Origin of the sequence: Pontibacter ruber (assembly GCF_023630205.1) — a bacterium.
Taxonomy (GTDB): Bacteria; Bacteroidota; Bacteroidia; order Cytophagales; family Hymenobacteraceae; genus Pontibacter; species Pontibacter ruber.
Genome location: NZ_JALPRR010000001.1, coordinates 1,140,982 through 1,164,660, shown reverse-complemented (window position 1 = coordinate 1,164,660; position 23,679 = coordinate 1,140,982). Strand labels below are relative to the sequence as shown.

Genomic DNA, 23,679 nt, shown 5'->3' with positions numbered 1-23,679 from the left:
TAATTTAAAAAATAATTTGAATTTTAATTAGATTAATCTTAGCTTTAGGCCATAAATAAAGGGTTTATAGTATAAAAGTTAGTTGGTAACACACATGGAAGATTACAATAAGATTATTGAGTCGCTTGGGGTGCGGTTCATTAAGGCTAAGAATCTGGTGTTGCAGCAGCCGTTTACGGTGCGCAACTACTACGATGTTGGCAACAATTTAATTCTGCTTCACAAGGGTAGTATTTTCTTTGGCGATGAAGAACAAATGGTAGAAGAGGGCGAACTGCTCTTTATACCGGGCGGACGCAGCACTAAAGTAACTTACGGCACCACCGAAGGCAGAACTATCTCTAACGATGATCTGATCACAAACAAGGAGAAGTTCTTCAAGAGCAACACAGATCTTGACCTGATCGGTGATGCTGAGGAGAGCCACAGCTTTGTGAGCTTCGAGGCTAAAGTTTTCGATTCAGTAAACTTCTTCGCCTCGCTTGACCTTCCGGCATTCCTGATCTCGGGCAACAACAAGTTGGCCAACCTGGTGATCAAAGTGGTGGAAGAGAGCTTGCAGGACTTGCCAGGTAAAGAGCGCCTGATCAACATCTACACCGAGAATATCGTGGTAGAGATCATCCGCCACATCCTGCGCAACCGTATGTTTGTAGAGCAGCTGGCAACAAACAGCACGTACTTTAAAGATCCGCGCCTGATCGATTTGTTCAACTACATCAAGGAGAACCTGGGTGGCGATCTTTCTAACAAAGTGCTTTCGAACGTAGCCAACGTGTCTGAAGATTATGTAGGGCAGTATTTCAAGATGCTGACTGGCATCAATCCTCAGGACTATATTGAATACCAGCGCATGGAGCGTGCCGTATTCCTGCTGCGTACTACCAAGAAGAGCATCCGTGAGATTGGTAAAGATGTGGGCTACAAAGACACAGCTTACTTCTGCCGTCGCTTCAAGATGATGTTCGGTATACCTGCCGGTAAAATGCGTCGCCGCGAATCAGCGATGAATATCTAAGGCAACGTTGTACGAAGCCACAAGAGTAGAAACCTCGGCCAAAAAGCCGGGGTTTTTTTCTATGTGGTTGCCTACCACAATTACATCGGCACCAGCCTCCAAAGCAGCCTGCGCTTTTTCTGCCGTGTTGATGCCTCCGCCAACTATAACCGGAACTTCCACTGCATTGCGCACGGCTGCGATCATCTCAGGGCTTATTGGCTTTAGAGCGCCGCTGCCGCCATCCATGTAAATGTAACGAAGCCCCAGTTGTTCGCCGGCCATGGCGGTGCAGGCAGCAATAGCAGGTTTGTCGTAAGGGATGGGGGTAGTGCCGCTCATGTAAGAGGCGGTGGTTTGGCGGCCGGTGTCTACCAGCATGTAGCCGGTTGGGTATACCTGCAGCTGGCTGGCTTTAAGTATAGGTGCCGATAGTACGTGCTGCCCGATCAGAAACTCCGGGTTGCGGCCTGAGATAAGCGAAAGCAGCAGAATGCCATCGGCTTGCTTGTCGATGTGCAGGCTGTTGCTCGGGAAAAGTATAACCGGGATGTTGCTGTTGGCTTTGATGAAACGGATGAGGTCGGCCTGATTGTCAGAGGTGATCAGGCTGCCGCCAACAAAAAAGAAATCTACATGGTTTGCTTCACTTAACGTGAGCAGGTGCAGGCAGGAGGCATCGTCTGTGTTGTCCGGATCGAGCAGTACAGCGAAATGCTTCCTGCCTGTTTTATGCTGCTTTTGCTTGTAAGGTTCGTTAAATGGCATCCTCTTCGGGAATAATATACTCAGTAGTTTGTACTTCCGTCACCTCTATTGGTCTTGCCGCAATATCGTGATTTTTAGACACACTACTTAAGTATTCTTCCACCTTTTTGGTAAGGTATACCATCAGGAGGGCTGCCAGCTGGTGCGTGATCATCTGTACCAGTTCGGAGCTCATGAAGGGCTTTGCAACGCCTGTATCGGGCTGCTGGTGGTGTGCGTGGTGCATGCGCTCCGAGGATAAGGTATATGCGTCTTCCTGCTCATGCACCATCGAGTCGTAGTCGTGCAGGGTGGCCGAGGCAGGAGGATACGTGGTATGGCTGATAAAAAGGTCTTTATCTTTCGCGCCTTTCTTTACCTTTTTTGTCTTTTTTTTTTCGCCGCCACTGAACATGCGGCGGATCAGGAAGCCTGCCAGCAAAACCCCTCCGGCAATAGCTACTTTTTTGCCGATCTCCTGGCTTTGCGACTTTATCTGTTCCACATCGCCCATCAGGGCATTTTTATACTCTTCTTTTTGTCTCTCCAGTAACTCCCGCTCGTTGTCAAACAGTGGGTTGCTTAGTTCGCTCATATAGTTTTTTCTCGTTTATCAGTCTTGTAGATTGTATTGTCAAAGGCTTTGTCGGCTACATTGTTGAATACCTTCTTGTCGAGCCCGATAACCAGGATGACCAGCACCGCTACATAGAAAAGTGCTATGATGCCAAAGCCCCAGAAAGAGCTGTCGAGAAGATGGTTTAGCAGCAGGCCCAGAAAAATGCTCACGAAAATAAAGCTCATAAATCCGAAGAAACCCAGCAGCACCGCATGTAGTAAACTTACAAACGATGTCTTGAGTTTTTCCTGAATTTCCAGCCGGATAATATCGATGCGGGTGTCGATATACCCCATCAGATTCTCAATGATATGTGTTTTTTCCCGTGTTCCGTTGTCCTGATTAGCCATAGTGCTAAGCTTTTTTTAGTGTTTTTTCTGTATACGCTTGAAAGTTCAAATATTTACGCAAACTGTCTTAAATTAAAAGTGTAGTACGGAATTTGGGGTATATTGTCGGTGTTAAAGTAAGTTAAGTAGTCATACTTTGTCATAAGCGCCTCTTTGGATCAGAACTTTTATACTATCCTGGGTATTAGTCCCACCGCATCCGCGCAGGAAGTGAAGCTGGCGTATAAGCGGCTCGCGCTCAAGTATCATCCGGACAAAAACCCGGGTAATGCACAAGCCGAAGAGCAGTTTAAGCTGGTGAATACGGCTTACCAGACACTTTCCAACCCGGGCAAAAGAGCTCGCTACGATCTGAAGCTGGAGTACCTGCGGGAGCGCCGCCGCGTAATGGAGCAGCAGCAACCCTACTATAACCCGCGTTATCGGCAAACTCGCGAGCCGGCCTCTGTATCCGAACGCTACTATTACAACATCCCTACCAGGCAGGAAAGGCGCTTTTCGCGCAAGGACCTATACATCACGCTGGGTTTTGTTGGCTTTCTTTTTCTGTTCAGCCTGCTGCTGAAAGTGGTGATGGACCATGTAACCGGCGAGGATAAGTATAAAACCGCTTTGACCTACATAGAAGGTGGCAAGTACAGCAGCGCTCATAGTTTGCTTACCGATGCGATTCATTTTATGCCGAAGCACACTGAAGCCTACCTGACAAGAGCCACCATTGAGATGAACGTGTATGAGAATTATGCGGCAGCCGTTAACGATCTGAATCAGGTGCTGGCCTTGCAGGAGCAACCTGTAGCTGAAACGTATTATATGCGCGGCAAATGCTACGTCAAGCTGTCTTACCACAAGCAGGCAGAAAACGATTTCAGCCGTGCCTTGCAGATAGACAGTACTTTGCACACAGCTCAACTGGAGCGAGGAGAAGTGCGCCTGTTTTACCTGAGAAAGTATGAGCAGGCCATCAACGATTTCAATGCTGTTCTAAAGCATAGCAAGCAGGGCGAAACCTGGGCAAAAGCGCTTACCTACCGTGGCTTTGGCTTCTATAAAATGGATAAGTATACGTTGTCGGAGGCTGACTACCGGCAGGTGCTGCAGTCCGATAAAAGCAACGGGCGTGTCTACTACTTGTTGGGTCGCACGGAGCTGTCTCAGCAACAGCAGGACTCTGCCTGTGCTCATTTCAACGATGCTTACCGCCTGGGGTATAGTGCAGCCTTGCTGGAGTTGCGGGCCAACTGTCAATAAACCTGTCATAGAAACATTCCTGTTTTCTGAGTCGATCTCCTTGTCAATTGCCGGGAGTATGTGCTAGATTATTTCCCTTCCGGTTTGTAAACTTAAATACCTGCTACAGGTTTTTACAGTGACAGGCCAATTTTTAGATAAGCAGGTATAAAGTCGGCCCTATGAACTAAACAATTACCTGGTGGGGAGCAGCCGTTTTAAACTTCCGCTAAAGTATAGCAGGCTTCGTTTTTGGACTAAAAAAGGTATAATACAAAAAACCCTTACCGGTTAGGGTAAGGGTTTAAGCTGGTGGTGATGATTGGAATCGAACCAACGACACAAGGATTTTCAGTCCTTTGCTCTACCAACTGAGCTACATCACCAGGGCACTTTTTAGCCTGTATCTACCACTGTGAGACAGCAGATGAGACAGTAACCTTTAAAGAACTGTCTTATGTTTACTGATCCACAAATTTACAATCCAGATCAATTATCCAAACGCAGCTTTATCAATTTTTACTTTGATGGCGAACGCTGTCGCTTCTATCATGGTAAGGCTATAGGTGTCTTTATATACCCTAATAAGGCTAAATCATTAACTGAGAGAACAAGACTACTAAGTCAGCTTAATAAGGCCTTTACAAGAGCTCTGTTGAAGGGTTGGAGTCCTAAGGAAGTACTTTACCAAACTAAGGAGAAAGTTCATCAAAAAGCCTTTAAAGATGTAGTGGAGCATATTGTTAGCGAAGTACAACGCAGTTCTTTCAGCAGCACTTATAAAAGAGATATTTCCAGTGTAGCTAATCAGCTTTTAAAGTGGTTACAGGAACAGGGAAGGGAGTATACTAATACAAATGAAATCACTGCTGTTGATATAGAGTGCTTCCTGCAGCAGTTTTCTTCTTCTGGTACCTACTATCAGAACAAGCGCAGAACGTTGGCTGGCGTGTTCTCTAAGCTTATGAAACAGGGTCATTGTAAAATTAATCCAGTGACAGCTACCTCTAAACGTAAAGTAAAGTCTGTGCTGCACCAAGCTTACACTCCAGAACAGTTGATGAATGTACTAACTTATCTTAAGGAGCACTTTCCTAACCTATTCCTTTGCGCTTTGCTCATGTATGGATTGCTCTTGCGACCACATAGGGAAATCAGGTTACTTAAGCGAAAACACTTCAATGAATCGATAACTCAGTTAACCCTAGGAGGTTATGAAAACAAAAGTGGTAGAATCAGAGCTATGCCAATACCTGAGTATGTTAGGATAGAGCTTCTAAGAAGGAAAGTAGATCAGCTCAATCCTGAACACTACATTGTTAGTGAATCTGCCATGTTCTATAATGAATCGTACTTCAATACTATATGGTCTAGAGCAAAGGGTAAAATGCTGCAGGAAGACATAATAGGTTCAAATCAAACACTTTATAGCTTTCGCCATGCTGCTGCTGTTAACGTTTTTAACAAGACACAGAATCTGAAATTGCTCCAACAACTATTAGGACACTCTAGCCTTAATACAAGTTTAATATATCTACGTAGTATTGGAGTTATTCAATTAGATTCGTCAATGATGCCAGAACTGGATAATAATGGAATTATCCTAGCTTGAAAACGTTCCTCAAGGCCAGGGCTTTACCTTAAGGACTAAACTAATTCTTCGCTAGGGCTTTGAAGAATTCATCATTAGGAATATAACCATACTTCTTGCCTTCGTTTCCAATTAAATTTATAGCATAGTGATTTAGTTTGTTATAGGTGTCTGATGCTTTAGTAAAAACTCTTAATTCATATTCATATTCACTTATCCTTGTTATAGCAGCTAAATCACCAGGTTTGGCTAATTTGGAGTATCTTAACTTGCCTGTACCCAATCTGAAGTCCAGGTTGTTGCCTGCCTCAAATGTTACTCTACATTTATTATCAATCACACCTAAATCAACATAGTTCATCCTTATTATAGTAGAATATGTTGGTTTAATCCCTCGCTTATTTTTAATTGTTAGAGCAGGGAAGAAGTCGAATGATTCTTTACTTACCCAAAAGTATTGTGATCCTCTACTCTCTTTGGTTTTACGATTTGCTTGAATTCGTGCAGTGTCAGAATGAACTAATGTCAGTAACATTGTTACTTCTTGCTCATTTTCAAAAGGAACTTTAAATCTACTTTCATCATATAATAGACTCCATGCTGGATCTAATCTCTTTGCTAAGGTTGGGGAATATATATCCCAACTTTGACTGAAAATGCTCTTTCTTAATTCTTCCCAAGAAAAGTTTAGTTCATCAACATGTTTGCCTCTCAATAAAAGAGAAGCTTCTATGTTTTGTGACATACCAGGACCAGTGAAATTTCCTGATGATATTACAACACCTTGATCAACATCTGATATAAAGCCATAACATTTGGCATGTAATAGCCTTTTCCTATTTATCAAATGGACTTCACATCCAATTTCTAACAATTGTTCAACGACTTGTATGCTGGAGAGCCTTTGTGATGTACTTCCTCCTAAGATTACTATGCATTTTCCTCCCTTGTCTATATGTTCTTTGAAGATCTCATAGAACCTAACTCCTCCATTGTAGTTCGAAAAGCCAGAAATTATGAAGTTGACTCCAACGCCAGCTTTTCTATCTTTAATCCAAACCTGTTCGAGCAAATCTAATAGGCCCTTTGAGCGAGGGTTTGTATTATAAACATTAGGATGAAAAGTGAATTGCATGTTATAGCTACTTTCTAAATACTATTAAAGATTCTCTTTCGACTGCATTAGAGGCATTCAATCCATAGCGCTGATAAGCTTCTAAGGGTGTAATTTCATGAATATGAAAACCAAGGCTTTGCCCAAGTATTCCTAAGAAATGAGGAGTATCTATATCTGTTCTTTTACCACCTATTTTGGTGTGATTATGTCCAACTATCAATGCAAAATGTCCTCCATCCCTTAGTAGGCTGTGTACAGAGGTAAAAGCTAAGGACATATCCTTAAAATATCTGTATAATAGAGAAGGCAATGCTTTCTTTCTGAAGCCATCATTAGGTGTTAGCATGGAATACAATCTGAAGCAGAAGTCATAGATTTCTTCAGGTAATTCTAATGAATTTGTAGCTAGGTTCTCAGCCCAAGCTTCCTGTTCAGCTTTCGCCCTAAATTCTCTACTCCCAATTAAGTCGCTTTCCAAGTTTTTGATCTCTCTAGCTGATATCATACCCAGCCATACTAAACTCAGTCTTTGAGTATCAATATAAGGTAAAGCTGTGGCATAGGGAGGGCTTGTGATAGCAAAATCAAACCCACTTCTTATGTTTTGATCTGGTATAGCATCTCGAATATCTAAATTTAGTGCATGGTTCTGAGTAGCTAAAGTACCAAATTGACTTTGAAAAAAAACAAGATTATTTAAGCTATTGTCTGCTGCAGCTATGAGAGCCTCTTTAAAAGGTGTTTCAGGAAGAGGGGTTCTTCTTCTTCTTATTCTTAAGTCGCTAGGTTCTTGCAGAGAGTAATCCCTTAGCAAGTTGCTCGCGATTACTAAAAATACATTGCGATGTATTTCTGGAAGGTTATTAGTCGCTAATCTAAAAGCTTCAATGTCTAAAAGAATATTTGCTGGGAACCAATCTATCAGGTATGCTAGCCTAATATCAGGCTCTGGTAGTTCAAAGTCCTCCCTAATTACAGAGAAATCTCTAAACAGCTGTTCTTTCGCCTCTCTCAGATCTGCTACACTGACCTGAAGACTTTCTATTTTAGTATTTGCAATAAATGCTGCTAGAGGATTGATATCTGTACCAATTGCCTGAATGTTATGGTGGGCAGCCTCAATTAGTGAAGTACCACTGCCACAGAAAGGATCGAGCACAAGGCTACCTTCCTGTACCCCAAAGATGTTATATAAAGACCTTACAACTTGAGGGTTGAACTTACCTTTATACTCATGCAGACCATGAGCAGAATACCTAGTATTCTGTTTCTTTAATCTAACGTTAGTTCTTGCTCCATTCTCAAACTTAAATTGGGTTGTTTCCACTAATGCTCCATTAGTCTGAGTATGGGAAAAATATACAAGCCTACTTAGGTTAACTTTATTTTGGGGTGCTAAAACTGTTACTTTATCTTTTGATTCATGTATCTCCTGAGGAGCAAGTAATGTTTCGATTTCCCTTATAGCTAATTTCTTCTCATAAGGGAAAAACTTGTACTTGTGCCAGAAGAGATTCACTGTATTATTCTCCATTGCTTCCACGCTTTTTAAGTACCACTATATATTCTTCTTTGATCCTAGCATGGGAGAGATTAAAGGATTTCCTACTAGCTTTGATTACTCTTGTAGTTGTTAAAACTTCATCGAAACCATTATTCTCCCCAGCTTCTTTAACTATTTTGTGGTTCTCAATTATTCTACCATGTATTTTTGAACGCCCAATTACAAATACAGCGTAGCCTCCTTCTATCATGTTTTCTTGAAGAGAGGCGAATAATTGATTCATCTGTCTAATGAAATCATGCTCTGTTTGATGGTTCTTCTTGAAATAATGTGCTCTTGCTCCAATTTCCTGCTCTTTTACATCTATTGGATCGTAGCCTAACCACCACATTCTGTACTTGTGATATAGCCAATATTCATAGGCGTTAGGATAAGGGGGGGATGTAATAACAAGTCCTACTTTCTTTCCAAAATCATTGGTGTTCAGGGTTAATGAGTTTTTGTTCAATACTGAAGACTTTGCTAGGGGATTAAGCCCTTTCTTAGCTTTTGCAAGCTTCTTTACAGCCTTATCAAAGAGATCAAAAACATCAGATTTTCCATAAGCTTTCTCTATTGCAGCGTATCTCGTATCACTTTCTTGATTAGATACTTTTACAATGATACTTGATAGACAGAACCTTAAAGCATCTTGAATATTCTGATTTTCAAGTCTGTCAATTTCTTTTATAATTATCGTTATAGCTTCCTGCACATCCCCTCTAAACCAATGGTTCAGGTTTGGAATCAAAGGAACTGCAACAACTCCTTCATGAGCAAGACATCGACTAATCACTTCTTTTGCTGATTGAAGGAATCCCTTATCTAATTTATTCACCTTAACCCTTGAAAGCAGACAAGCTATGGGGTTTAAGTCTACACCCACAGATTCAAAACCAGCTCTTTGTGCTTCAACTAAAGTGACGCCACTGCCACAAAAAGGATCTAAAACGATTGTATCCTTAGGAATAGGAAGTGTTTGTAAAACAGCTCTAGGAATATCAGAGATGAACTTAGCAGGATAAGGATGAATAGAGTGTATTTTGTCTGATACTGATTCTTGAAAGTTCCAATTAATATTTCTTAAGGCTTCATAGCCTTGTACTAAATCCTTAACTTCAGAAAATAAGTCCACCTTTAAAAAAAATAGTTATATAACAATATTCGACTAGAAAAAGAACCCAATTTAGTTAATAAAAGGGAATAAGAATGGGGTTGTATATTAAATGATTAAATACATACATTACTTTCTAGAGATCTTCTAAACATTAGCTATTGATTATACACAATTTGTATTTCCTCCAATTTTGTTGTGTAGCAGGGAGACTTATAGTCAGACTTCAGTAACCAGCTCTTGCTAAGCCCCTGCGCAGCTACCTGTACCTTGCTCTTCCCAAACCTGTCTGTCAGCCCATCCATCACTTTCATCAGGCTATTATGTTTCTGCCTGTCTACTGTATCGAGCAAGTCAAACTGAATTTGGTTTTCAGGGATGATCTCAGTTACGATTACGCCACTTTTCTTGTAGTAATAGTGTGGTTTAAAGATCGCTTTCAACGCCATTGTAGCATAATGGATCAACTCTATGTCTGAGTTGGTGGCTACAGGCATGCAGATGGTCTTGCTGCTGTAGTACTGTTTGTCGTGCTCTGAGAAAGGGTTCGTCTGAATAAAGACTGTGACCAGCCTGGCGCAGCTCTTCTGGCTTCTAAGCTTCTTAGCGCACTTAGCTGCATAGCTGGCTGTTGCTTCCTCTACATCCTTAAATGATGTAAGCTTGGAGCCAAAGCTTCTGGAAGTGCAGATACCCTTCTTAGCAGGAGTTACTTCTTCCAGTTCCAGACACGATTCACCCCTTAATTCCTTTAACAGCCTGACGCCTACCACAGTCATGTGCTTCTTGACCCAATTCTCTGAAGCGTTCGCAAAGTCGAGTGCAGTATGGATGTTATGCTTCTTCAGAAACTTAGCATACTGGCCTCCAATACCCCATACATCTTCCACCTTCGTTGCTTCAAGCGCTTTCTTAATGTGATAGGGTTCTGTTAAAACCAACACACCATTGGCTTTAGAGGACTTCTTGGCCAGCTTATTAGCGACCTTTGCCAGTGCTTTGGTGGGTGCGACTCCCAGACTGACAGGAATACCAGTCCATTGGGTTACTGTTCGCTTTATAGTCCATGCATAACTGAACAAATCAATGTCGTAGAAGTCACCAAGGTCCAGAAAGCATTCATCAATCGAGTAAACTTCTACATGAGGCGTGAACTGTGAGAGCGTCTGCATGACCCTGTCAGACATATCCCCATACAGCACGTAGTTGGAAGAAAAGGCGTGCACCTGTTTATGCTCTACCAGATTCCTGATCTGAAAGAAAGGATCTCCCATCTGAATGCCCAAGGCCTTCGCCTCGTTGCTTCTGGCGATCACGCACCCATCGTTGTTAGAGAGCACCACCACAGGCTTCCCATTCAGCGAGGGATCAAAAACACGTTCGCAGGAAGCATAAAAGTTGTTGCAGTCGCAGAGGGCATAGAGACTGGTCATCGCTTTACTGGTTTGTGCAGTATCCACACCACTACGCCCCACACACGCATATCCATTTCCTCTGTAATCTCTATGGGTTTATAAGCAGGGTTAGCAGGATAGAGGTAGGCTTTGTTGTTGATCTTGCGAAAGGTCTTCACTGTAAACTCCCCATCCAGAAAACAGACAACTGGTAGCCCATCAGCAGGTTTTAATGACTTATCGATTACCAGCACATCCCCATCATGGATGTTGGCGTCCTGCATGGAATTACCCCTTACCCTCATCATGTAAGTGGAAGTAGGGTTCTGTACAAGGTATTCCTGCAGGTTGATTCTATCTTCCAGGTAGTCATCAGCAGGGGAGGGAAAGCCTGCTGAAACGTAGGAGCCAAACAGAGGAAGCGTTATGCTATCTAAAACTTCAAAATCAAGTTGCTCTAGAACGTGGGTGTTGATAGGAATAACCTTTGCACTACACATAACAGTTATTGTTATATCGATTAACTAATATAGTTAGCAAATACGTATTAACTTATGATATATACTAAAAAAATTAGTTATATTTTTCCCCACAGTTATCTACATTTCTCAAAGTAATTGATTATCAATATTAGACTAACATAATACTTTGGTGATATTACTTATATTTAAATGCTACAATAATCACAGCAGATGACGCAAAGAAAAGATGTAGAGAGGTATAAGGTTCCTCAGGCTGAAGACAAAGATGTTTTATATGCAGCAGGTGAAGCATTAGCTAACATCCTGCCTATTGCAGGACCTGAGTTGTTCAGGCTTGTCTTTTCCTCACCCTTGGAAACCAGGAGAGACAAATGGATGGAGGAAGTAAGCAAAGGATTAACTGAGCTGCATAATAAGCGCTTCATCGATATCAATACATTAGCTCAGAATGAGGAATTTGTAACTCTTGCCACAGAGGCAACTAGAGTTGCTTTGGCTCAACACGAAGAAGAAAAGCTGCAATACCTGAAGAATGCTCTTCTGAACTCACTGTTACAGGATCTGAAGTTCGACATTAGATTTACGTTCTTAAAGGCTTTGGAGCAGCTTACACCAAGGCATGCTCAAGTGCTTAGATATGTAAAGACCAAGTTTCTTGAAAACCCATATCTCCTTCTGAACTATGAACAGATTGTAAAGGAAGTAGCTTCAGCTTATTTTGATGGCATTGAGGAAGTTGCTGGGGTATTCTTTGATGATCTGTGTAAACTCAAGTTTATAGAGAAGAAGGTTGTTAACCAAGGCGCTTTTAAAGCAAGGCCAGCTGTATATGACCATTATTCTTTTAGGAAGTAGGGAGACATGTTCCTAGGCTTCATAGAGCAGCCTGATCTCAAAGAGAGTTGATTATTTCTGGTATGTTATTCAAAGGTGAATTGACCAGAGGTGATACAGGATAGGCCTTCATGTCTTCTGCTTTAAAAGGTTTAAGAAGAGATAGCAGGTCCTCCTGTGCTTTATGCTCGTTCAGCCATAGCTCCTCTGCTTCTGGCGACAGAATCACAGGCATACGATCATGAATAGGCTTTACCAGGTCATTCGCCTCAGTCGTAATAATGGTATAAGTGTGCAGCACTTCCTCAGTATTCTTATCCAGCCACTCGTCCCATAGACCTGCAAAGGAAAATAGCGCTTCGTTCTTTAGCAGTATCCTGTAAGGCACCTTCCCCTGAGGCATAACCATCCACTCGTAAAACCCATCAGCAGGCACCAAACATCTCTTCGATTTGAGCAGGTTTCTAAAGGAGGGCTTCTCTGTTAAGGTCTCAGCCCTTGCATTGATAGAGCGTTTTATTGATTTCACATCCTTTGCCCAGAAGGGCTGCAGGCCCCAAGAGAAGAGCTGTATTTCGTCAGGCTGCTTGTTGGTAACAACAGGTAAAGTCTGGGAGGGTGCAGCGTTGTAATGCGCCTCCTGTAGGTGGTTTTCAAGGAGCCTGGAAACACGCGATCTACCCTTTGCTTTAGGGATGACTGAATATCTTCCACACATAAACTTTTAGTTAAGGTCTGGTGTTAGTGCGACTAAGATATACATATTCTTGTACTTATAAGAAGTTATAAGCCAGCAAAGCCAGATCCTGCATGAAGAACCTTTTACTCTCTATCGTTATTGCAATATGTAGTTATGAAGCATGTGCTCAGGCTTCTACAACAGCCCATCTAAAACCAACTACAAAGCCAACTGCTCAGTCTGCAAACAATGCTGATTCCAAAGTTTATATCTGTAAAGGAAGCTCAGCCTATGCCTATCACAAGAATAAAGCTTGTGAAGGGTTGACATATTGTACACGAACTATAGTATCAGTTACAATGAAGGAAGCAGAAGGAACTTATAAGAGGAAACCTTGTAAGGCGTGTTACTGATATGGGTTCAGCTTACATGTGATGTATTCATGTTAGGGACTTTAACTTTATCTCCTCAATCCATTCAGCTAATTCGTTAATGCCTCCTTTTTTTCTACAGTATCCACAGCCCCATGTATTTGATTCTGTAGAAATCGCTATCCAGTGGCCTCTTCTTGAAGGGCAGCTCGCCTGCCATGAGGTGCCAGTATCGTTGCAGGGTTCAGGATTTAGCTTGTACGTTTCGCATACTTGAGTCAGTTCACTGGTGTTAAGCCTTGCTTTTGCCTTTCGCTCTCTTATAAGTTTAATAGCAGCGTTCAGCATGTCATCGAATTCAACTTTAGTAAACATGTCACTTCTGACATACCAAGGGTGGCCATAGCCTAAGTCACTGAGGTGTTCAATAAGAAACGCTGTTAGTGCAGTGCGTACATCTGCAGGTTCTTGATGGAATACTTTATGGTGCACATTAATGGAATCCTTGAAGAAACTCATTTTCTTGTCAGCTTTAAATTCACTGATAACGTTGAGCTCGTTCTTAGATAAACTGTAAGAAAGGTTAGTCTCACCTAGTTCTATGTCCCACTCACCTGTCTGATCATAGGTTAAGAAATAAGTGTAATTATTTGATGTAATCATGAAGAGTGATATTATTAATAAACCTGCTTACCAAGAAATAGATGGCTCCAGTCTATTTAGTTGTAAAGCTATTACTACTTGTGTTCTGCACCACAACCAAAGCTTACTACTCTATTAAGAGTACCTAATTACAGGCTTATATCATAAGTAATTGATGAATTTCCTTCTGTTATAGTAACTCTACCAGTAGCACTGGTTATCTCGCCAGTAGTATAATCTGTTTGATAGTAAAGGGTGCCTCCTGTGTATAGATAGCCTGAATTATTGTAACCAGAATGAACACTGCCCCCATTGCCAAAGTCAATTGCTGTAACTCTGTCATACTCTACTTTAACACTCAAGGTGTAGGTACTTCTGGTGTAGGTGTTATAGTTATAATATTTTACTGTTGCCTTATACCAGCCATTTTCAATACCATAGTAGCAATTATTTTCAACTCTTCTAGGTTCTGGTTTAGCATAATTTTCTATTGTAATAAGTATTAATAAGCTTATTACTAGTAAGATTCTTTTCATTGTTAAATTACAGTTAGTTTTCGTGCAATTTACAATTTTCTTCCTATATTGCACTAGTTATATATTATTAACATTTAATATAAAGGAAAGAGGCTGAGATCCTTAACAACAAGTGGCGAATGCTGAAAAGCCTATAGAGTAAGCGCAACAGTAATCATTTATCAATTTGAAAAATCTATTACTTGCAGTTCTATTCCTGTTTTATTCGAGCCAATGTTTCTCTCAAGAAAAGAAACTTGATACTATCGTTAAGCTTAATGGAGAAACTTTAGTTGTTTCAGTTAGTGCTGTCAATGAGAAAGACATTGCATTTGTTTACCCAAATGAATCTGTAACAAATGTAATTAGCAAGAATCAAGTCAAGGAAGTACAGTTTGGAAGTGGCAGAATACAGAAGTTTTCAGAAAAGGTTATCGTAAAGAGTGAACTTGATTGGGAGAAAGTACAAATCACAACTTTGGAAAGCGATGTTGTAGGATTGGTAAGGAAAGGTGAAGTGAAAGCTAAAGCTGCAGGAGGATCAACGCTTTCAAACCAAAAGAATATTGATGAGAAGGCTACAATGAAACTTAAGAAAGAAGCTGCTGCATTAGGTGCTCATATCATCTTAATTCAATCTCAAAAGACAGAAACAGGAGGTTGGTCAGGTGCTGGAGGAATGGGAACAGTGCCTAAAAGCTTAAAGCAAGGAGTAGCATATGCATACGAATAACTAATTATAAAACAATTAGTAAGCACCATCTGACTTCCAGTTGGTGCTTTTTTATTATATTATATATTGTACTGATTGCTGCTAGAGGATAGTAAATATTTATAAGTACTTTCCTCCTCCCATTTTACTGCAGCTAATGGTGGTTGCTACGTTCTTTCAGTGGTTTTTTAACAAGGGAGAAACCATCTCACAGAACAATGCCTAAGAAATTCAGCATAACTCCCTTTATCTGATCTAGCTATCTAAGCTAGTAAGCACGAAATGAACAGGTGGATTATACCTGAAGAAGTGGTGTGGGTAGAGCTTCCCATTGATAAGGAATAAGATCAAACCAGACCCCCAACTCAGCACCCTGTCTACCTGTTTCTTTTCTCCTTTCCTGATCTTCCTGATAGCCTCGATACAAGTAACCTGAAAAGGGCAGAAGGCTCTCTGAAGCCTGTACTGCGAAAGAAACAAGCAGCTGTCATCGAACCTGCTGGGCTCTGGGCTGAGCAGTAGATTGGTTATCATGTTGTTTGTTGTTGTCTAGTCTAAAGATGAAAAAAGGGTAACACATAGTGTGCTACCCTGGTCGATTGGTTTAGGCTGCTCTCACCCCAAACACTGACTGTTCCATGGTTCTTGGAACAGGATCATAGTAGTAAGTATGAGAAAGGATGATCACCTCCCCACTATCAGGTATGGTGTACTCGTAAGGATCGCACTCCATCTTCTCGATCTGGCCAGGGAGTGTCTTCCCAATCAAAGTGGCGCATACCACATCATTAAAGGTACAGGAGATGGAAGCTTTCTTTGCAGTCGCATAGAACCTTCCTGTCTCTTTGGACTGAATCAGCTCCAGCTCTCCCTGCAGGATCAGTGCATTGAACTCTCTTCCATCTTCAGAGTTGCGTTTTTTCCAATCGACAATAGTTACCATTTGTAGTTAAGGATTTAAGGTTATACAAGCGAAAGGCACCCTGCCAGACGCAGGGATAGGGATGGGGGCAGACTCAGTATGTTATCTTGCGAAGGGAGTGGGGTAGATAAAAAATATAAAATATAAATATTTTATAGAGGCAATTATGGAGGTCTAAGTGATATTATAATGAATACATTCTTAATTTTATATATAGGTACTATATGTAGTATTGATTAATAAGTGTATATATTGAGAAAGTAAGGCAGGATCAGTGTGTTTATTATAAACAGGATAAATTAACAATGACAGAAAGTATTGTTACAAGAAGTGTGGCAATTGACACAAGTTATATTGAATCTCAGAATTTTTTGAAGGGAAAGGCGATAAATGAATTTGCTAGGTTATGTAAAGTAGATGTAATTCAAATCTATATAACTGATATTACTTATAATGAAGTACTAGCAAGGTTCAAAAAAAATTTGAATCCTCTTAAATCTTTTAAGTCTTTCAAGGATAGTATAAGAATTCTTAAGAATATAGATAGCTATGACGCTATATTCGATATGCCTGAGTTTGACAAAGAAGCCTTATCCAAAAGTTTTAAGGAGAGCTGGGATGATTGGTTAAAAGTAAATAAAATAGAAATTATTGAGACGACTAATATTCAGATTGGGAGTGTGTTTGCTGCTTACTTTGATAATACTCCCCCATTTAGGGATGGAATAAAAAAACATGAATTTCCAGATGCTTTTACTCTTAAAGGTCTTGAAGAACACTTCAATAAATTAGGCAGACAATGCTATATTGTATCTGGAGATAAGGATATTTTAGAGTACAGTAGTGATTTTTTGTTGCCCATCAAAGATGGTTCAGAGTTATTAGACTTAATCATACGTACTAGTGAAGAATATATAGAAAAGGAAAAGTACTTTGCAAAGATTCAAAACTTATTAACTAACAATAGAGAGAGATTAGAATTCGATTTACAGAAGGAAATACGTGATTATATTGAATACAATCTAAGACAAATAAATGCTAAAGGATTATATCTTTATATAAAACTTGAATCATTTAAACTTAAACATATTAACCTTGGACCTTACCTTATTACTCATCTTGATAATACACATGCTAGAATTGAATTTGAGGTCGAAATAGAATTTAGTGCTGTGCTTTGGTTATATAACCTCAAAGAAGCATATCATGATGTAGAAAACGATATATGGCACAATTATGATCAGGAGAAATATAATATCAAATATCACAATACTGTACCAGTAACCTTCAAAGTACATCACACTCCTACTGCAGGTGAAAGGTTTGCAAGTATCAATGTAGAATCTATTAATAATGGAGAATCATTAGAGATATATGAAATGAACAATTTCAAACTTTAGTTTAATTGTATGTAATACAAATATCCTTAATTATTTTACACTCTCTATTTTCAGTTAAAGCTATATTAATATAATGTCTGTGGTTTAACAGGAGCTTGAATCTGTTAATTTATTAGGCTGATCTACACTGTTGCAGTTTTTCAGGCACTTTTAAAACCACAACCCATAGTCCCTGCATAGCTTTAACAAGTTATTATAAAGCAACAAAGTGGTTGAAGCTTGCGCTCCAGCCACTTTGCATAGTTTGCATAGGTTGTATTATCTATCTTTTGACGTAGCTTCCATAGCTAGTATAATCTAGCTTTTTGGAATCCCTGAGCAATTGAAGGTACTTGTCTATTGTTCGCGTTCCCATGCCATTCGCAATGCCAATCTCTATTGCTTCCTTTCTCTTGAATGTTTTTGGAAGCTCATCATAAAACTGTCGAACCATTTTTTCATTGATACCTCCAGTTTGGGGCAAGCGATTGAACATCAGTAAAGCATGAGCCTTATATACCTCAACAAGCTTCATTGCAATTTTAAAGTCAATATCAGAACAGCTAATTTCGTAATCTTTAATCCTATTCTCATATTTCCTGAGGCAGGATAACACCATCGCGATTCGATAAAAAATTAGCCCTAAGCGTTTTATTGTGCTTAAAACGTCCCCTCCTATATTGTCCCTTACTTCATCGTGCCAGATTGCAAATTGCTTGTTAAGCTGGTCCCATTGGGATTTTGTAAGGTTAAATTTAGTTGGGTTGGCGCTTAAGTATTCTGCCATCTTTAGAACTTGTTCAGACTGGCTTTTAAAGTGCGTATCTAAGTTTGGCTTCCCTTCTTCTGGAGACACGCTCTGCCATTCAGACTTAGAGCTGAAGGTGTAGAATATAAACCTGCTGAACAACCCATCTTCTGCTGATGGAATCAATCCCTCCACCTGAGAAGGTGTTCCAGACATAGCAACAGTGAGCCTAGGTTTTTTAATCTCATAGTACTCGCTGTTAGTCTTTCTTGTGTAGCTGACAGGCTCATGATGAAAGCCTTTCCTTAGCAAGTCAGAGAAGTTTCCCCAATCTTGTTTCAGGCTATTTGCTAAAGTATCAGCTTCTGTTTCACAGAATATGCCCTTTCCTTCTCCCTCCATAAGGTGTTTGATGATTGCAGAGGCGCTTGCATTTCCTGGTATGAACAGTACCTGGAGCGCAGGCCTTGGAGGTAAGGAATCATCTGGTTCTTCACTATTCTCACTTTGCTTGCTCAGGGCCTCCTCGTACTGTTGCAGTGCTGCTTTACTTTCTTCTATAAGCTTTTCGTGATAGGCATCTCCAAGCATTTTGGCATAGATGAACACGCCCTTTCCACTTGCTGGGGGTGCTACTATGAAGCAGTACAGGTTTGCATAAACCTCTCTTTGCCCATATTCACCTTCAACATTATCCATACACCCACTAAGAATGGTCAATGCGCCAGTCAGAAAGACATCTCTCTCCCTGGAGTTGCTAAATACCTTGCTATTTTCCTTCAGAAGCTTAGGTAGTAAGTCATAAACCTTATCTAGTATGATGGGGGTGTCGAAAAGTTCGATTTCCTCCCCTTGTGAATTGTTTGCTTGATTATCTGGCTGTGCAAACTGTGCAGAGTTTGCAAACTTTTCGTTTTCAGCAGCCTCAGGTGATTCTGAGTCTATTGAAGTGAGGCCTTCTGCCTCAACAATGTCTATGTTGTTATTTTTCATTTTGTTTATGATTAAGCTGGCTTATCGCCAACATTGTAAAATAGAAACACTCATGTGAATGTCTCATTTAAGTAGCTTCTAGGTTTTGGGGCGAAGTAGCCTTCCTGCTCTACTACACTGGTAATGCACGATTTTGCAGGAAGCGCTATCTCTTTATGTTGGTTAAAATAGAGTTCAAGTTTGTTATGCTTGATCAATCCTTCTTGGAGAGAAAGGTTTGGACACTAATTCTGCATAGTAGATAAGGTTATTATCTATAAGAATTGAGAATATACTCTTCAGTGCAGCTGGAGACAAATAGGTGTCAGGTTTATTGACGTTTCCAGCATATGGTTCTAGACTATCATCTAAGAACCACCCTTTCTCTATGCTTTCTTGGTTCTGCTTAAAACCTACACTTATTATTCCAAGCCTCATTAGATAGTCAAAGAAGTCTTCCTCAGAGAGGTTAAATAGTGAGCCAGCATCTGATATCGAATAGATAAGGCTATGGCCTTCATTAAGATCACGTTGTCTTAGTTGTTGGTTTCTGACCAACTCATTTTTAGTAAGTATCATTATATTGTTTGAACTATATATTATGATTGCTTGCATGTACTTCATGCAGCAGGTTTACATGCAAGAATGTCGTAGCGCTAATTAACACTCCTTCTGTAGTTGCAAGCTCTGCAGATAGATAATCGATCTTAGGGTACCTAAACTATGTCTGCTTGTTGTATTGCTTTGCAAACATAGCAGGCGTGTAGGCTACTATTTCAAGCTGGAGGAAAAGGGGTAGAGGAAGGTGTAGAGGAATGCATAAAGCATTAGGCAAGCAAAACCTATCTGAAAGAACTTCTGAAGGGCATTTTGGAAATGGTTGTACTAGCGAAAAAGATGATAAAAAAATTTATCTTGTAGAGAAGGAGAGTTGCTGAATTATGTCGTTTAACTTCTTGGTTTCCATGGGGAGTTGGGCTTTGCTTATCTTGATTTCGCTAAATGCATTGCCATTCTCTCCCTTAAAACAAGATATAGCGACTTTCCAATGACCTACCCTTGGTTCAATTAGCCCTTGCTCACATAGCTGTCGAATAAGAAACCTAAGCTGTCCATCTTTGCCTGTCCAGATCACAGAGTGACTACTTTCGACACCTTTAAAAATATTCTTTAACTCACTAATCACTGAACGAGGACTTTCTTTCTTTAATTTAAGTGAGAAATTAGATACTAGCCCTGCATTTAGTAAGCCACGAACAAAGGAGTCTAACTTGTAATTAGCTGTATCCTTGTCTCCCTTGCTTTTAAAATACTTAATACCTGTATAAGTAAATGTTTGAGGCAGGAGGGGGGCTTTCCTTTTTAAGGTTGAAGTAATCTTTGGTTCTTGTATTGTGGTTTCAGAGGAGCTGCCTTCTAGAAGCCTACTGTATGATGTTCTAAGTTCTTGCTGTATAAAGTTTAATGATTCTATAATAGAAGGGTATGGGCTAAACTCTTTGCTTACTGCTGCACCTTGTTTCAGTTGATCGATTTGATGTAGAGCATCAAGAAGAAATTCTCTTCCCTCTATTCTTGAACTATTGTGAAGCTTCTGGTTAATAAGATGGAGGACTGTGATTTGCTCTTTGTCCACCATCTCTTTCATCTCCATTGCTAAATCAAATGAAATGGTTATAGGTTGGCTATTATGATTAAAGTGAGTATATGAAGCTCTTTTATCCTTAAAATTCACCTCATAGTCTACTAGCTTTGGATTTAGCTGAAGACGATCTTCTTCCCACCTTTGAAGCCTTCCTAGCCTTATCAAAGAAATATAAAAATCCAATGCTGACATAAATATGCAGTTATGCTATCGTTTTAGAATTTGAATACCAGCTTATGTATGATTTAGTTCAGTATTGCTAAAATGATTTGAAGTATCTGGATAGGGATTGGGGGCCAAATAGATCGATTGTCTAAATTATTTAATGTTCTTTTCCTTTGTCGATTTTATAAGGACATATTAAGATATCAGCTTTGTAAAGACAATTCATGTCTAATGACCTTTTGGACAATATGAAAGACTTCTTCCAGCTTGTCAACTATCTGGTCCTCGTCTGGATTTATTAGAACGTCAAAAGTAAGGAACGCTCTTCCATTACTAGTCTCATAAGCACAATTTGGTAGGAGAGATACCACCTTTTCCCTGAAGTAGTTCCAGTCTTTAATATTCCAGGTAGTAATCTGGATGATATACTTACCTATAGGGTTTCTTTTAGCCCTCTTAAAGTGAGTTTCAATACCTATCTTATGATTATTTATTGTGAAGCTGCAGCCTAGGTCGAAACCACCCCAGACCCACCACTTATGCCCTGTCCTGTCAGATATTGCCTCTTGCAATGAGCTGATGTGCTGGTTTTGTATTTGAACGATGCGATTATTGAACTCTTCATATAGGTGTACCAGCTCGTCTATCTTATCTGAATTATCAAAAAAGAAATCTGATAAAGGTTGGTTAAGGATGTTGCTTCCTTCCATGTTTTCCATTGTAGCCATGAAGTCTTTTAGGTAGATGAAGTATTTGTCGCTGCTCTGATTAAGATAAAACCCAATATTTTGTTTGACGCTGTTGAACAGGTCTGAGTAAGTGATATTGGTAAATCCATTTGCCTTCATCCAGTCTACCTCACTCTTTCTTTGAATCTTCCTTAAAGTAAGTACTACCCCAACAACTGATTCCTTCTTGTAAGACTCAAGCTTTTTGCGATATATGTCTAAAGGGTTGTAAAGGCTGGCGTCTATCTTGTTTTCAATGCCAATAACGAAGTTTTCACCAACTATGACGATGTCTATCCTTTTTCCATCAGCGTTGTCCTCGACTATGATCTGTAGTTGGTCTGATCTATACTGTAGACTTGAATATCCCTGAACCAGCTGAGTTAAACAGTTTATAAATAAATCATTTAATCCATGCTCATTTGTAGGTTGCAAATAGAAGCTTAACAGCTTGCTGCATATCTCTTCAAATCTTCTATAAGGATACTGACACAGTTCCAAGTAAGTAGGCTGCTGTACAAATTTAGGCAATGAGCTAAACTCATCTATCAATTGTTCGAGTTCTGCAGGTGTACTCATATAATAAATATTTGAATTATAAATATATAAAAAATAGCTTGTCGCGTTTATAAATAAATGACTATATATTTATGTATTCGTTATGAACAATCGATGAACCTTCTTCTAGACACCTTATTGGTAGCTCAGGATACTATAGCTGCAGCCAAGATCTTACCACATGATATTGTAGTTGTAGACAGCCTTGCACTTAGCAAGCAGACAATAAAAGACATTGCTGAAGCTACTAAAGATGAACCTTCATGGACAGATAAAGTGCAAGCATATTCTGCTCTAGCTGGAATTGTAGTAGGTGTTATTGCTGGTTTATTAGCTTGGTTATCCTACAGGAGTACAATTAGACAGCAACAAGATCAGATAAACGACCAGCAACAAGAAATTAATAGCTTGGCTGTTATTGCAGATAGGCTAGAAGCACAGGTTAATTTGGGCAAAGAGAAAAGGAGAAATGAAATTAAACCTTACTTAAGGCTTAAAGAAAGCTTTTCTCCATATACCATAGATAGCTCCAAGCTATCTCTTCTTAAAACTGTTAAAGATGTTGAAGTCGAATGTCAGCGCCTAAACTTCTTCTTAAATGTCGAAAAGAATCCTGCATTTAATGTTAGATTGGTTGACCCTATCAATCCTATAATTATCAAAGCTTTTGTAGACTTTCCTGAGAGTAAAGAGATTAGAGTTGGTTCATTCTTAGTAACATTATATATCAACAAAGATGTTGATCTTAGAACTGCAGATTACTCACTCTTATTTCAATATAAAGACATTGATGGAAATGAATACTTACAAGAAGCTTTTAGTAAACCACCAAGATCAAACCCTAGGGTGCAAGCATTTGAATTTGATAATCCTGTGCTATTAAAAGCTGTAACTGTTTCTGTCTGAAGGGGTGCTTTAATTATTTCTAATCTAACCATCATTATGCTTTTAGATTTACTATCATTTATTAATTATCTGATGTCACCTTCTATAACAGATTGGTTACAAGCTGTAGCTGCTATAGTTGGAGCTATTGGCGTTGTTTGGACTCTTATAGATTTGAAGAACAATAGTATAGATCAACAGAAAGAACTCAATACACTCGCTAAGATAGCTGATGGGTTAGCAAATCAAGTAAAAGTCGCCACAGAGAGAAGAAGGCTTGAGATAAGGCCAAACCTAATCTTGAACACTAAGAGCTATAATGGTACTTACTTTGGGATTACAGTAGAGAACACAGGTGGAACAGCAACTGATATAAGCTTATTTTCTCCTCCTGATCCTTATGATGGTTACTTAGAAGAGATAGATTTTTCTTTTAAGGATGGTAGTTCAGTCATATATCCTCAATCAAAACAAGTTATCCAAGTTAATGTAAGGGGTATAAGTTCAGTAGAGATTCTTGATCTTTTTAAGTTTAGTATATATTATACAGATCACGATGGGAACGAGTATGTACAGCAGGTTGTAGGCATGGGTGGTCAATTACATTATACTCTTCCTTCGTATCTGGGTCACATTTCTGAGTGGGGGGACTCACAATATGAGAGGTCTAATAAATATGAGAGGGTTTATTACCAGATATATGATATACCAAAGGCTTCTATGGTTTTCTAACTGCTTAA

At 39.7% G+C, this 23,679-nt stretch carries 24 protein-coding genes and 1 tRNA gene; 8 read left to right on the top strand and 17 right to left on the bottom strand.

From position 1 onward, the window contains the following. The first annotated feature begins 94 nt into the window (after window positions 1-94). Window positions 95-1,018, top strand: coding sequence for an AraC family transcriptional regulator (locus tag MJ611_RS05205; RefSeq protein ID WP_250428445.1), 924 nt, complete (start codon window positions 95-97; stop codon window positions 1,016-1,018). Here MJ611_RS05205 and MJ611_RS05200 read toward each other — a convergent pair. Genes MJ611_RS05200 through MJ611_RS05190 form a run of 3 tightly spaced genes read right to left on the bottom strand, consistent with a single transcriptional unit; the run spans window position 1,001 to window position 2,713 of the window. Then, window positions 1,001-1,765, bottom strand: coding sequence for a geranylgeranylglyceryl/heptaprenylglyceryl phosphate synthase (locus tag MJ611_RS05200; RefSeq protein ID WP_250428444.1), 765 nt, complete (start codon window positions 1,763-1,765; stop codon window positions 1,001-1,003). The genes MJ611_RS05205 and MJ611_RS05200 overlap by 18 nt on opposite strands. Continuing rightward, window positions 1,755-2,339 (bottom strand): hypothetical protein, encoded by a 585-nt coding sequence (locus MJ611_RS05195; protein ID WP_250428443.1) that lies wholly within the window; start codon window positions 2,337-2,339, stop codon window positions 1,755-1,757. Before MJ611_RS05195 ends, MJ611_RS05200 begins: the two co-directional genes overlap by 11 nt. Continuing rightward, window positions 2,336-2,713, bottom strand: coding sequence for a phage holin family protein (locus MJ611_RS05190; RefSeq protein ID WP_250428442.1), 378 nt, complete (start codon window positions 2,711-2,713; stop codon window positions 2,336-2,338). Before MJ611_RS05190 ends, MJ611_RS05195 begins: the two co-directional genes overlap by 4 nt. Before the next feature lie 153 nt (window positions 2,714-2,866). Between MJ611_RS05190 and MJ611_RS05185 the strand changes: the two genes are divergently transcribed. Next, window positions 2,867-3,964 carry a tetratricopeptide repeat protein gene (locus MJ611_RS05185; RefSeq protein WP_250428441.1) on the top strand — a complete coding sequence of 366 codons (1,098 nt, stop codon included), beginning with the start codon at window positions 2,867-2,869 and terminating at the stop codon, window positions 3,962-3,964. 289 nt (window positions 3,965-4,253) lie between these two features. Here MJ611_RS05185 and MJ611_RS05180 read toward each other — a convergent pair. After that, a tRNA-Phe gene (locus tag MJ611_RS05180) sits at window positions 4,254-4,329 on the bottom strand. Between the two features lie 71 nt (window positions 4,330-4,400). Between MJ611_RS05180 and MJ611_RS05175 the strand changes: the two genes are divergently transcribed. Further along, window positions 4,401-5,555: a tyrosine-type recombinase/integrase gene (locus MJ611_RS05175; protein WP_250428440.1), complete on the top strand. Its 1,155-nt coding sequence runs from the start codon at window positions 4,401-4,403 to the stop codon at window positions 5,553-5,555. A 40-nt stretch (window positions 5,556-5,595) separates the two neighbouring features. Here the strand turns inward: MJ611_RS05175 and MJ611_RS05170 are convergent, their stop codons facing one another. The 5 genes from MJ611_RS05170 to MJ611_RS05150 form a co-directional block, all read right to left on the bottom strand. Then, window positions 5,596-6,669, bottom strand: a complete 1,074-nt coding sequence (locus tag MJ611_RS05170) for a phospholipase D-like domain-containing protein (RefSeq protein WP_250428439.1) — start codon at window positions 6,667-6,669, stop codon at window positions 5,596-5,598. 7 nt (window positions 6,670-6,676) lie between these two features. Next, window positions 6,677-8,185: a DNA methyltransferase gene (locus tag MJ611_RS05165; RefSeq protein ID WP_250428784.1), complete on the bottom strand. Its 1,509-nt coding sequence runs from the start codon at window positions 8,183-8,185 to the stop codon at window positions 6,677-6,679. Continuing rightward, complete coding sequence (locus MJ611_RS05160; RefSeq protein ID WP_250428438.1) at window positions 8,175-9,329, bottom strand: DNA methyltransferase; 1,155 nt, start codon at window positions 9,327-9,329, stop codon at window positions 8,175-8,177. The genes MJ611_RS05165 and MJ611_RS05160 overlap by 11 nt, the downstream gene beginning before the upstream one ends. 137 nt (window positions 9,330-9,466) lie before the next feature. Beyond that, complete coding sequence (locus MJ611_RS05155) at window positions 9,467-10,741, bottom strand: Y-family DNA polymerase (protein WP_250428437.1); 1,275 nt, start codon at window positions 10,739-10,741, stop codon at window positions 9,467-9,469. After that, window positions 10,738-11,202, bottom strand: a complete 465-nt coding sequence (locus tag MJ611_RS05150; RefSeq protein WP_250428436.1) for a LexA family protein — start codon at window positions 11,200-11,202, stop codon at window positions 10,738-10,740. The genes MJ611_RS05155 and MJ611_RS05150 overlap by 4 nt, the downstream gene beginning before the upstream one ends. Before the next feature lie 192 nt (window positions 11,203-11,394). On the opposite strand from MJ611_RS05150, the gene MJ611_RS05145 reads away from it, so the two are divergent. Next, window positions 11,395-12,039, top strand: coding sequence for a hypothetical protein (locus MJ611_RS05145; RefSeq protein WP_250428435.1), 645 nt, complete (start codon window positions 11,395-11,397; stop codon window positions 12,037-12,039). A 37-nt stretch (window positions 12,040-12,076) separates the two neighbouring features. On the opposite strand, the gene MJ611_RS05140 is transcribed toward MJ611_RS05145, so the two are convergent. The 3 genes from MJ611_RS05140 to MJ611_RS05130 all read right to left on the bottom strand — a co-directional run bounded on the left by MJ611_RS05140 (window position 12,077) and on the right by MJ611_RS05130 (window position 14,246). Next, window positions 12,077-12,736: an SOS response-associated peptidase gene (locus tag MJ611_RS05140; protein WP_250428434.1), complete on the bottom strand. Its 660-nt coding sequence runs from the start codon at window positions 12,734-12,736 to the stop codon at window positions 12,077-12,079. Window positions 12,737-13,137: 401 nt separating this feature from the next. Continuing rightward, window positions 13,138-13,731: a hypothetical protein gene (locus MJ611_RS05135; protein ID WP_250428433.1), complete on the bottom strand. Its 594-nt coding sequence runs from the start codon at window positions 13,729-13,731 to the stop codon at window positions 13,138-13,140. A gap of 128 nt (window positions 13,732-13,859) precedes the next feature. After that, window positions 13,860-14,246, bottom strand: coding sequence for a hypothetical protein (locus tag MJ611_RS05130; RefSeq protein ID WP_250428432.1), 387 nt, complete (start codon window positions 14,244-14,246; stop codon window positions 13,860-13,862). 166 nt (window positions 14,247-14,412) lie between these two features. On the opposite strand from MJ611_RS05130, the gene MJ611_RS05125 reads away from it, so the two are divergent. Further along, the gene (locus MJ611_RS05125; protein ID WP_250428431.1) at window positions 14,413-14,958 is read left to right on the top strand and encodes a hypothetical protein; all 546 of its coding nucleotides are present in this window, start codon (window positions 14,413-14,415) and stop codon (window positions 14,956-14,958) included. Between the two features lie 583 nt (window positions 14,959-15,541). Here MJ611_RS05125 and MJ611_RS05120 read toward each other — a convergent pair. Continuing rightward, a complete protein-coding gene (locus MJ611_RS05120; protein ID WP_250428430.1) occupies window positions 15,542-15,880 on the bottom strand; it encodes a hypothetical protein in 339 nt (112 codons plus the stop codon). A 284-nt stretch (window positions 15,881-16,164) separates the two neighbouring features. Here MJ611_RS05120 and MJ611_RS05115 point away from each other — a divergent pair, with 284 nt between their 5' ends. Continuing rightward, complete coding sequence (locus tag MJ611_RS05115; RefSeq protein WP_250428429.1) at window positions 16,165-17,259, top strand: PIN domain-containing protein; 1,095 nt, start codon at window positions 16,165-16,167, stop codon at window positions 17,257-17,259. Window positions 17,260-17,521: 262 nt separating this feature from the next. Here MJ611_RS05115 and MJ611_RS05110 read toward each other — a convergent pair whose 3' ends face one another. The 4 genes from MJ611_RS05110 to MJ611_RS05095 form a co-directional block, all read right to left on the bottom strand. Then, the gene (locus tag MJ611_RS05110) at window positions 17,522-18,979 is read right to left on the bottom strand and encodes a DUF3987 domain-containing protein (protein WP_250428428.1); all 1,458 of its coding nucleotides are present in this window, start codon (window positions 18,977-18,979) and stop codon (window positions 17,522-17,524) included. A gap of 183 nt (window positions 18,980-19,162) precedes the next feature. After that, window positions 19,163-19,582: a hypothetical protein gene (locus MJ611_RS05105; RefSeq protein WP_250428427.1), complete on the bottom strand. Its 420-nt coding sequence runs from the start codon at window positions 19,580-19,582 to the stop codon at window positions 19,163-19,165. A 286-nt stretch (window positions 19,583-19,868) separates the two neighbouring features. Beyond that, window positions 19,869-20,795 carry a hypothetical protein gene (locus tag MJ611_RS05100; protein WP_250428426.1) on the bottom strand — a complete coding sequence of 309 codons (927 nt, stop codon included), beginning with the start codon at window positions 20,793-20,795 and terminating at the stop codon, window positions 19,869-19,871. A 176-nt stretch (window positions 20,796-20,971) separates the two neighbouring features. After that, the gene (locus MJ611_RS05095; RefSeq protein ID WP_250428425.1) at window positions 20,972-22,075 is read right to left on the bottom strand and encodes a PD-(D/E)XK nuclease family protein; all 1,104 of its coding nucleotides are present in this window, start codon (window positions 22,073-22,075) and stop codon (window positions 20,972-20,974) included. A gap of 93 nt (window positions 22,076-22,168) precedes the next feature. Here MJ611_RS05095 and MJ611_RS05090 point away from each other — a divergent pair, with 93 nt between their 5' ends. Beyond that, window positions 22,169-22,960, top strand: coding sequence for a hypothetical protein (locus MJ611_RS05090; protein WP_250428424.1), 792 nt, complete (start codon window positions 22,169-22,171; stop codon window positions 22,958-22,960). 36 nt (window positions 22,961-22,996) lie between these two features. Beyond that, a complete protein-coding gene (locus MJ611_RS05085) occupies window positions 22,997-23,671 on the top strand; it encodes a hypothetical protein (protein ID WP_250428423.1) in 675 nt (224 codons plus the stop codon). The last annotated feature ends 8 nt before the right edge of the window (window positions 23,672-23,679 follow it).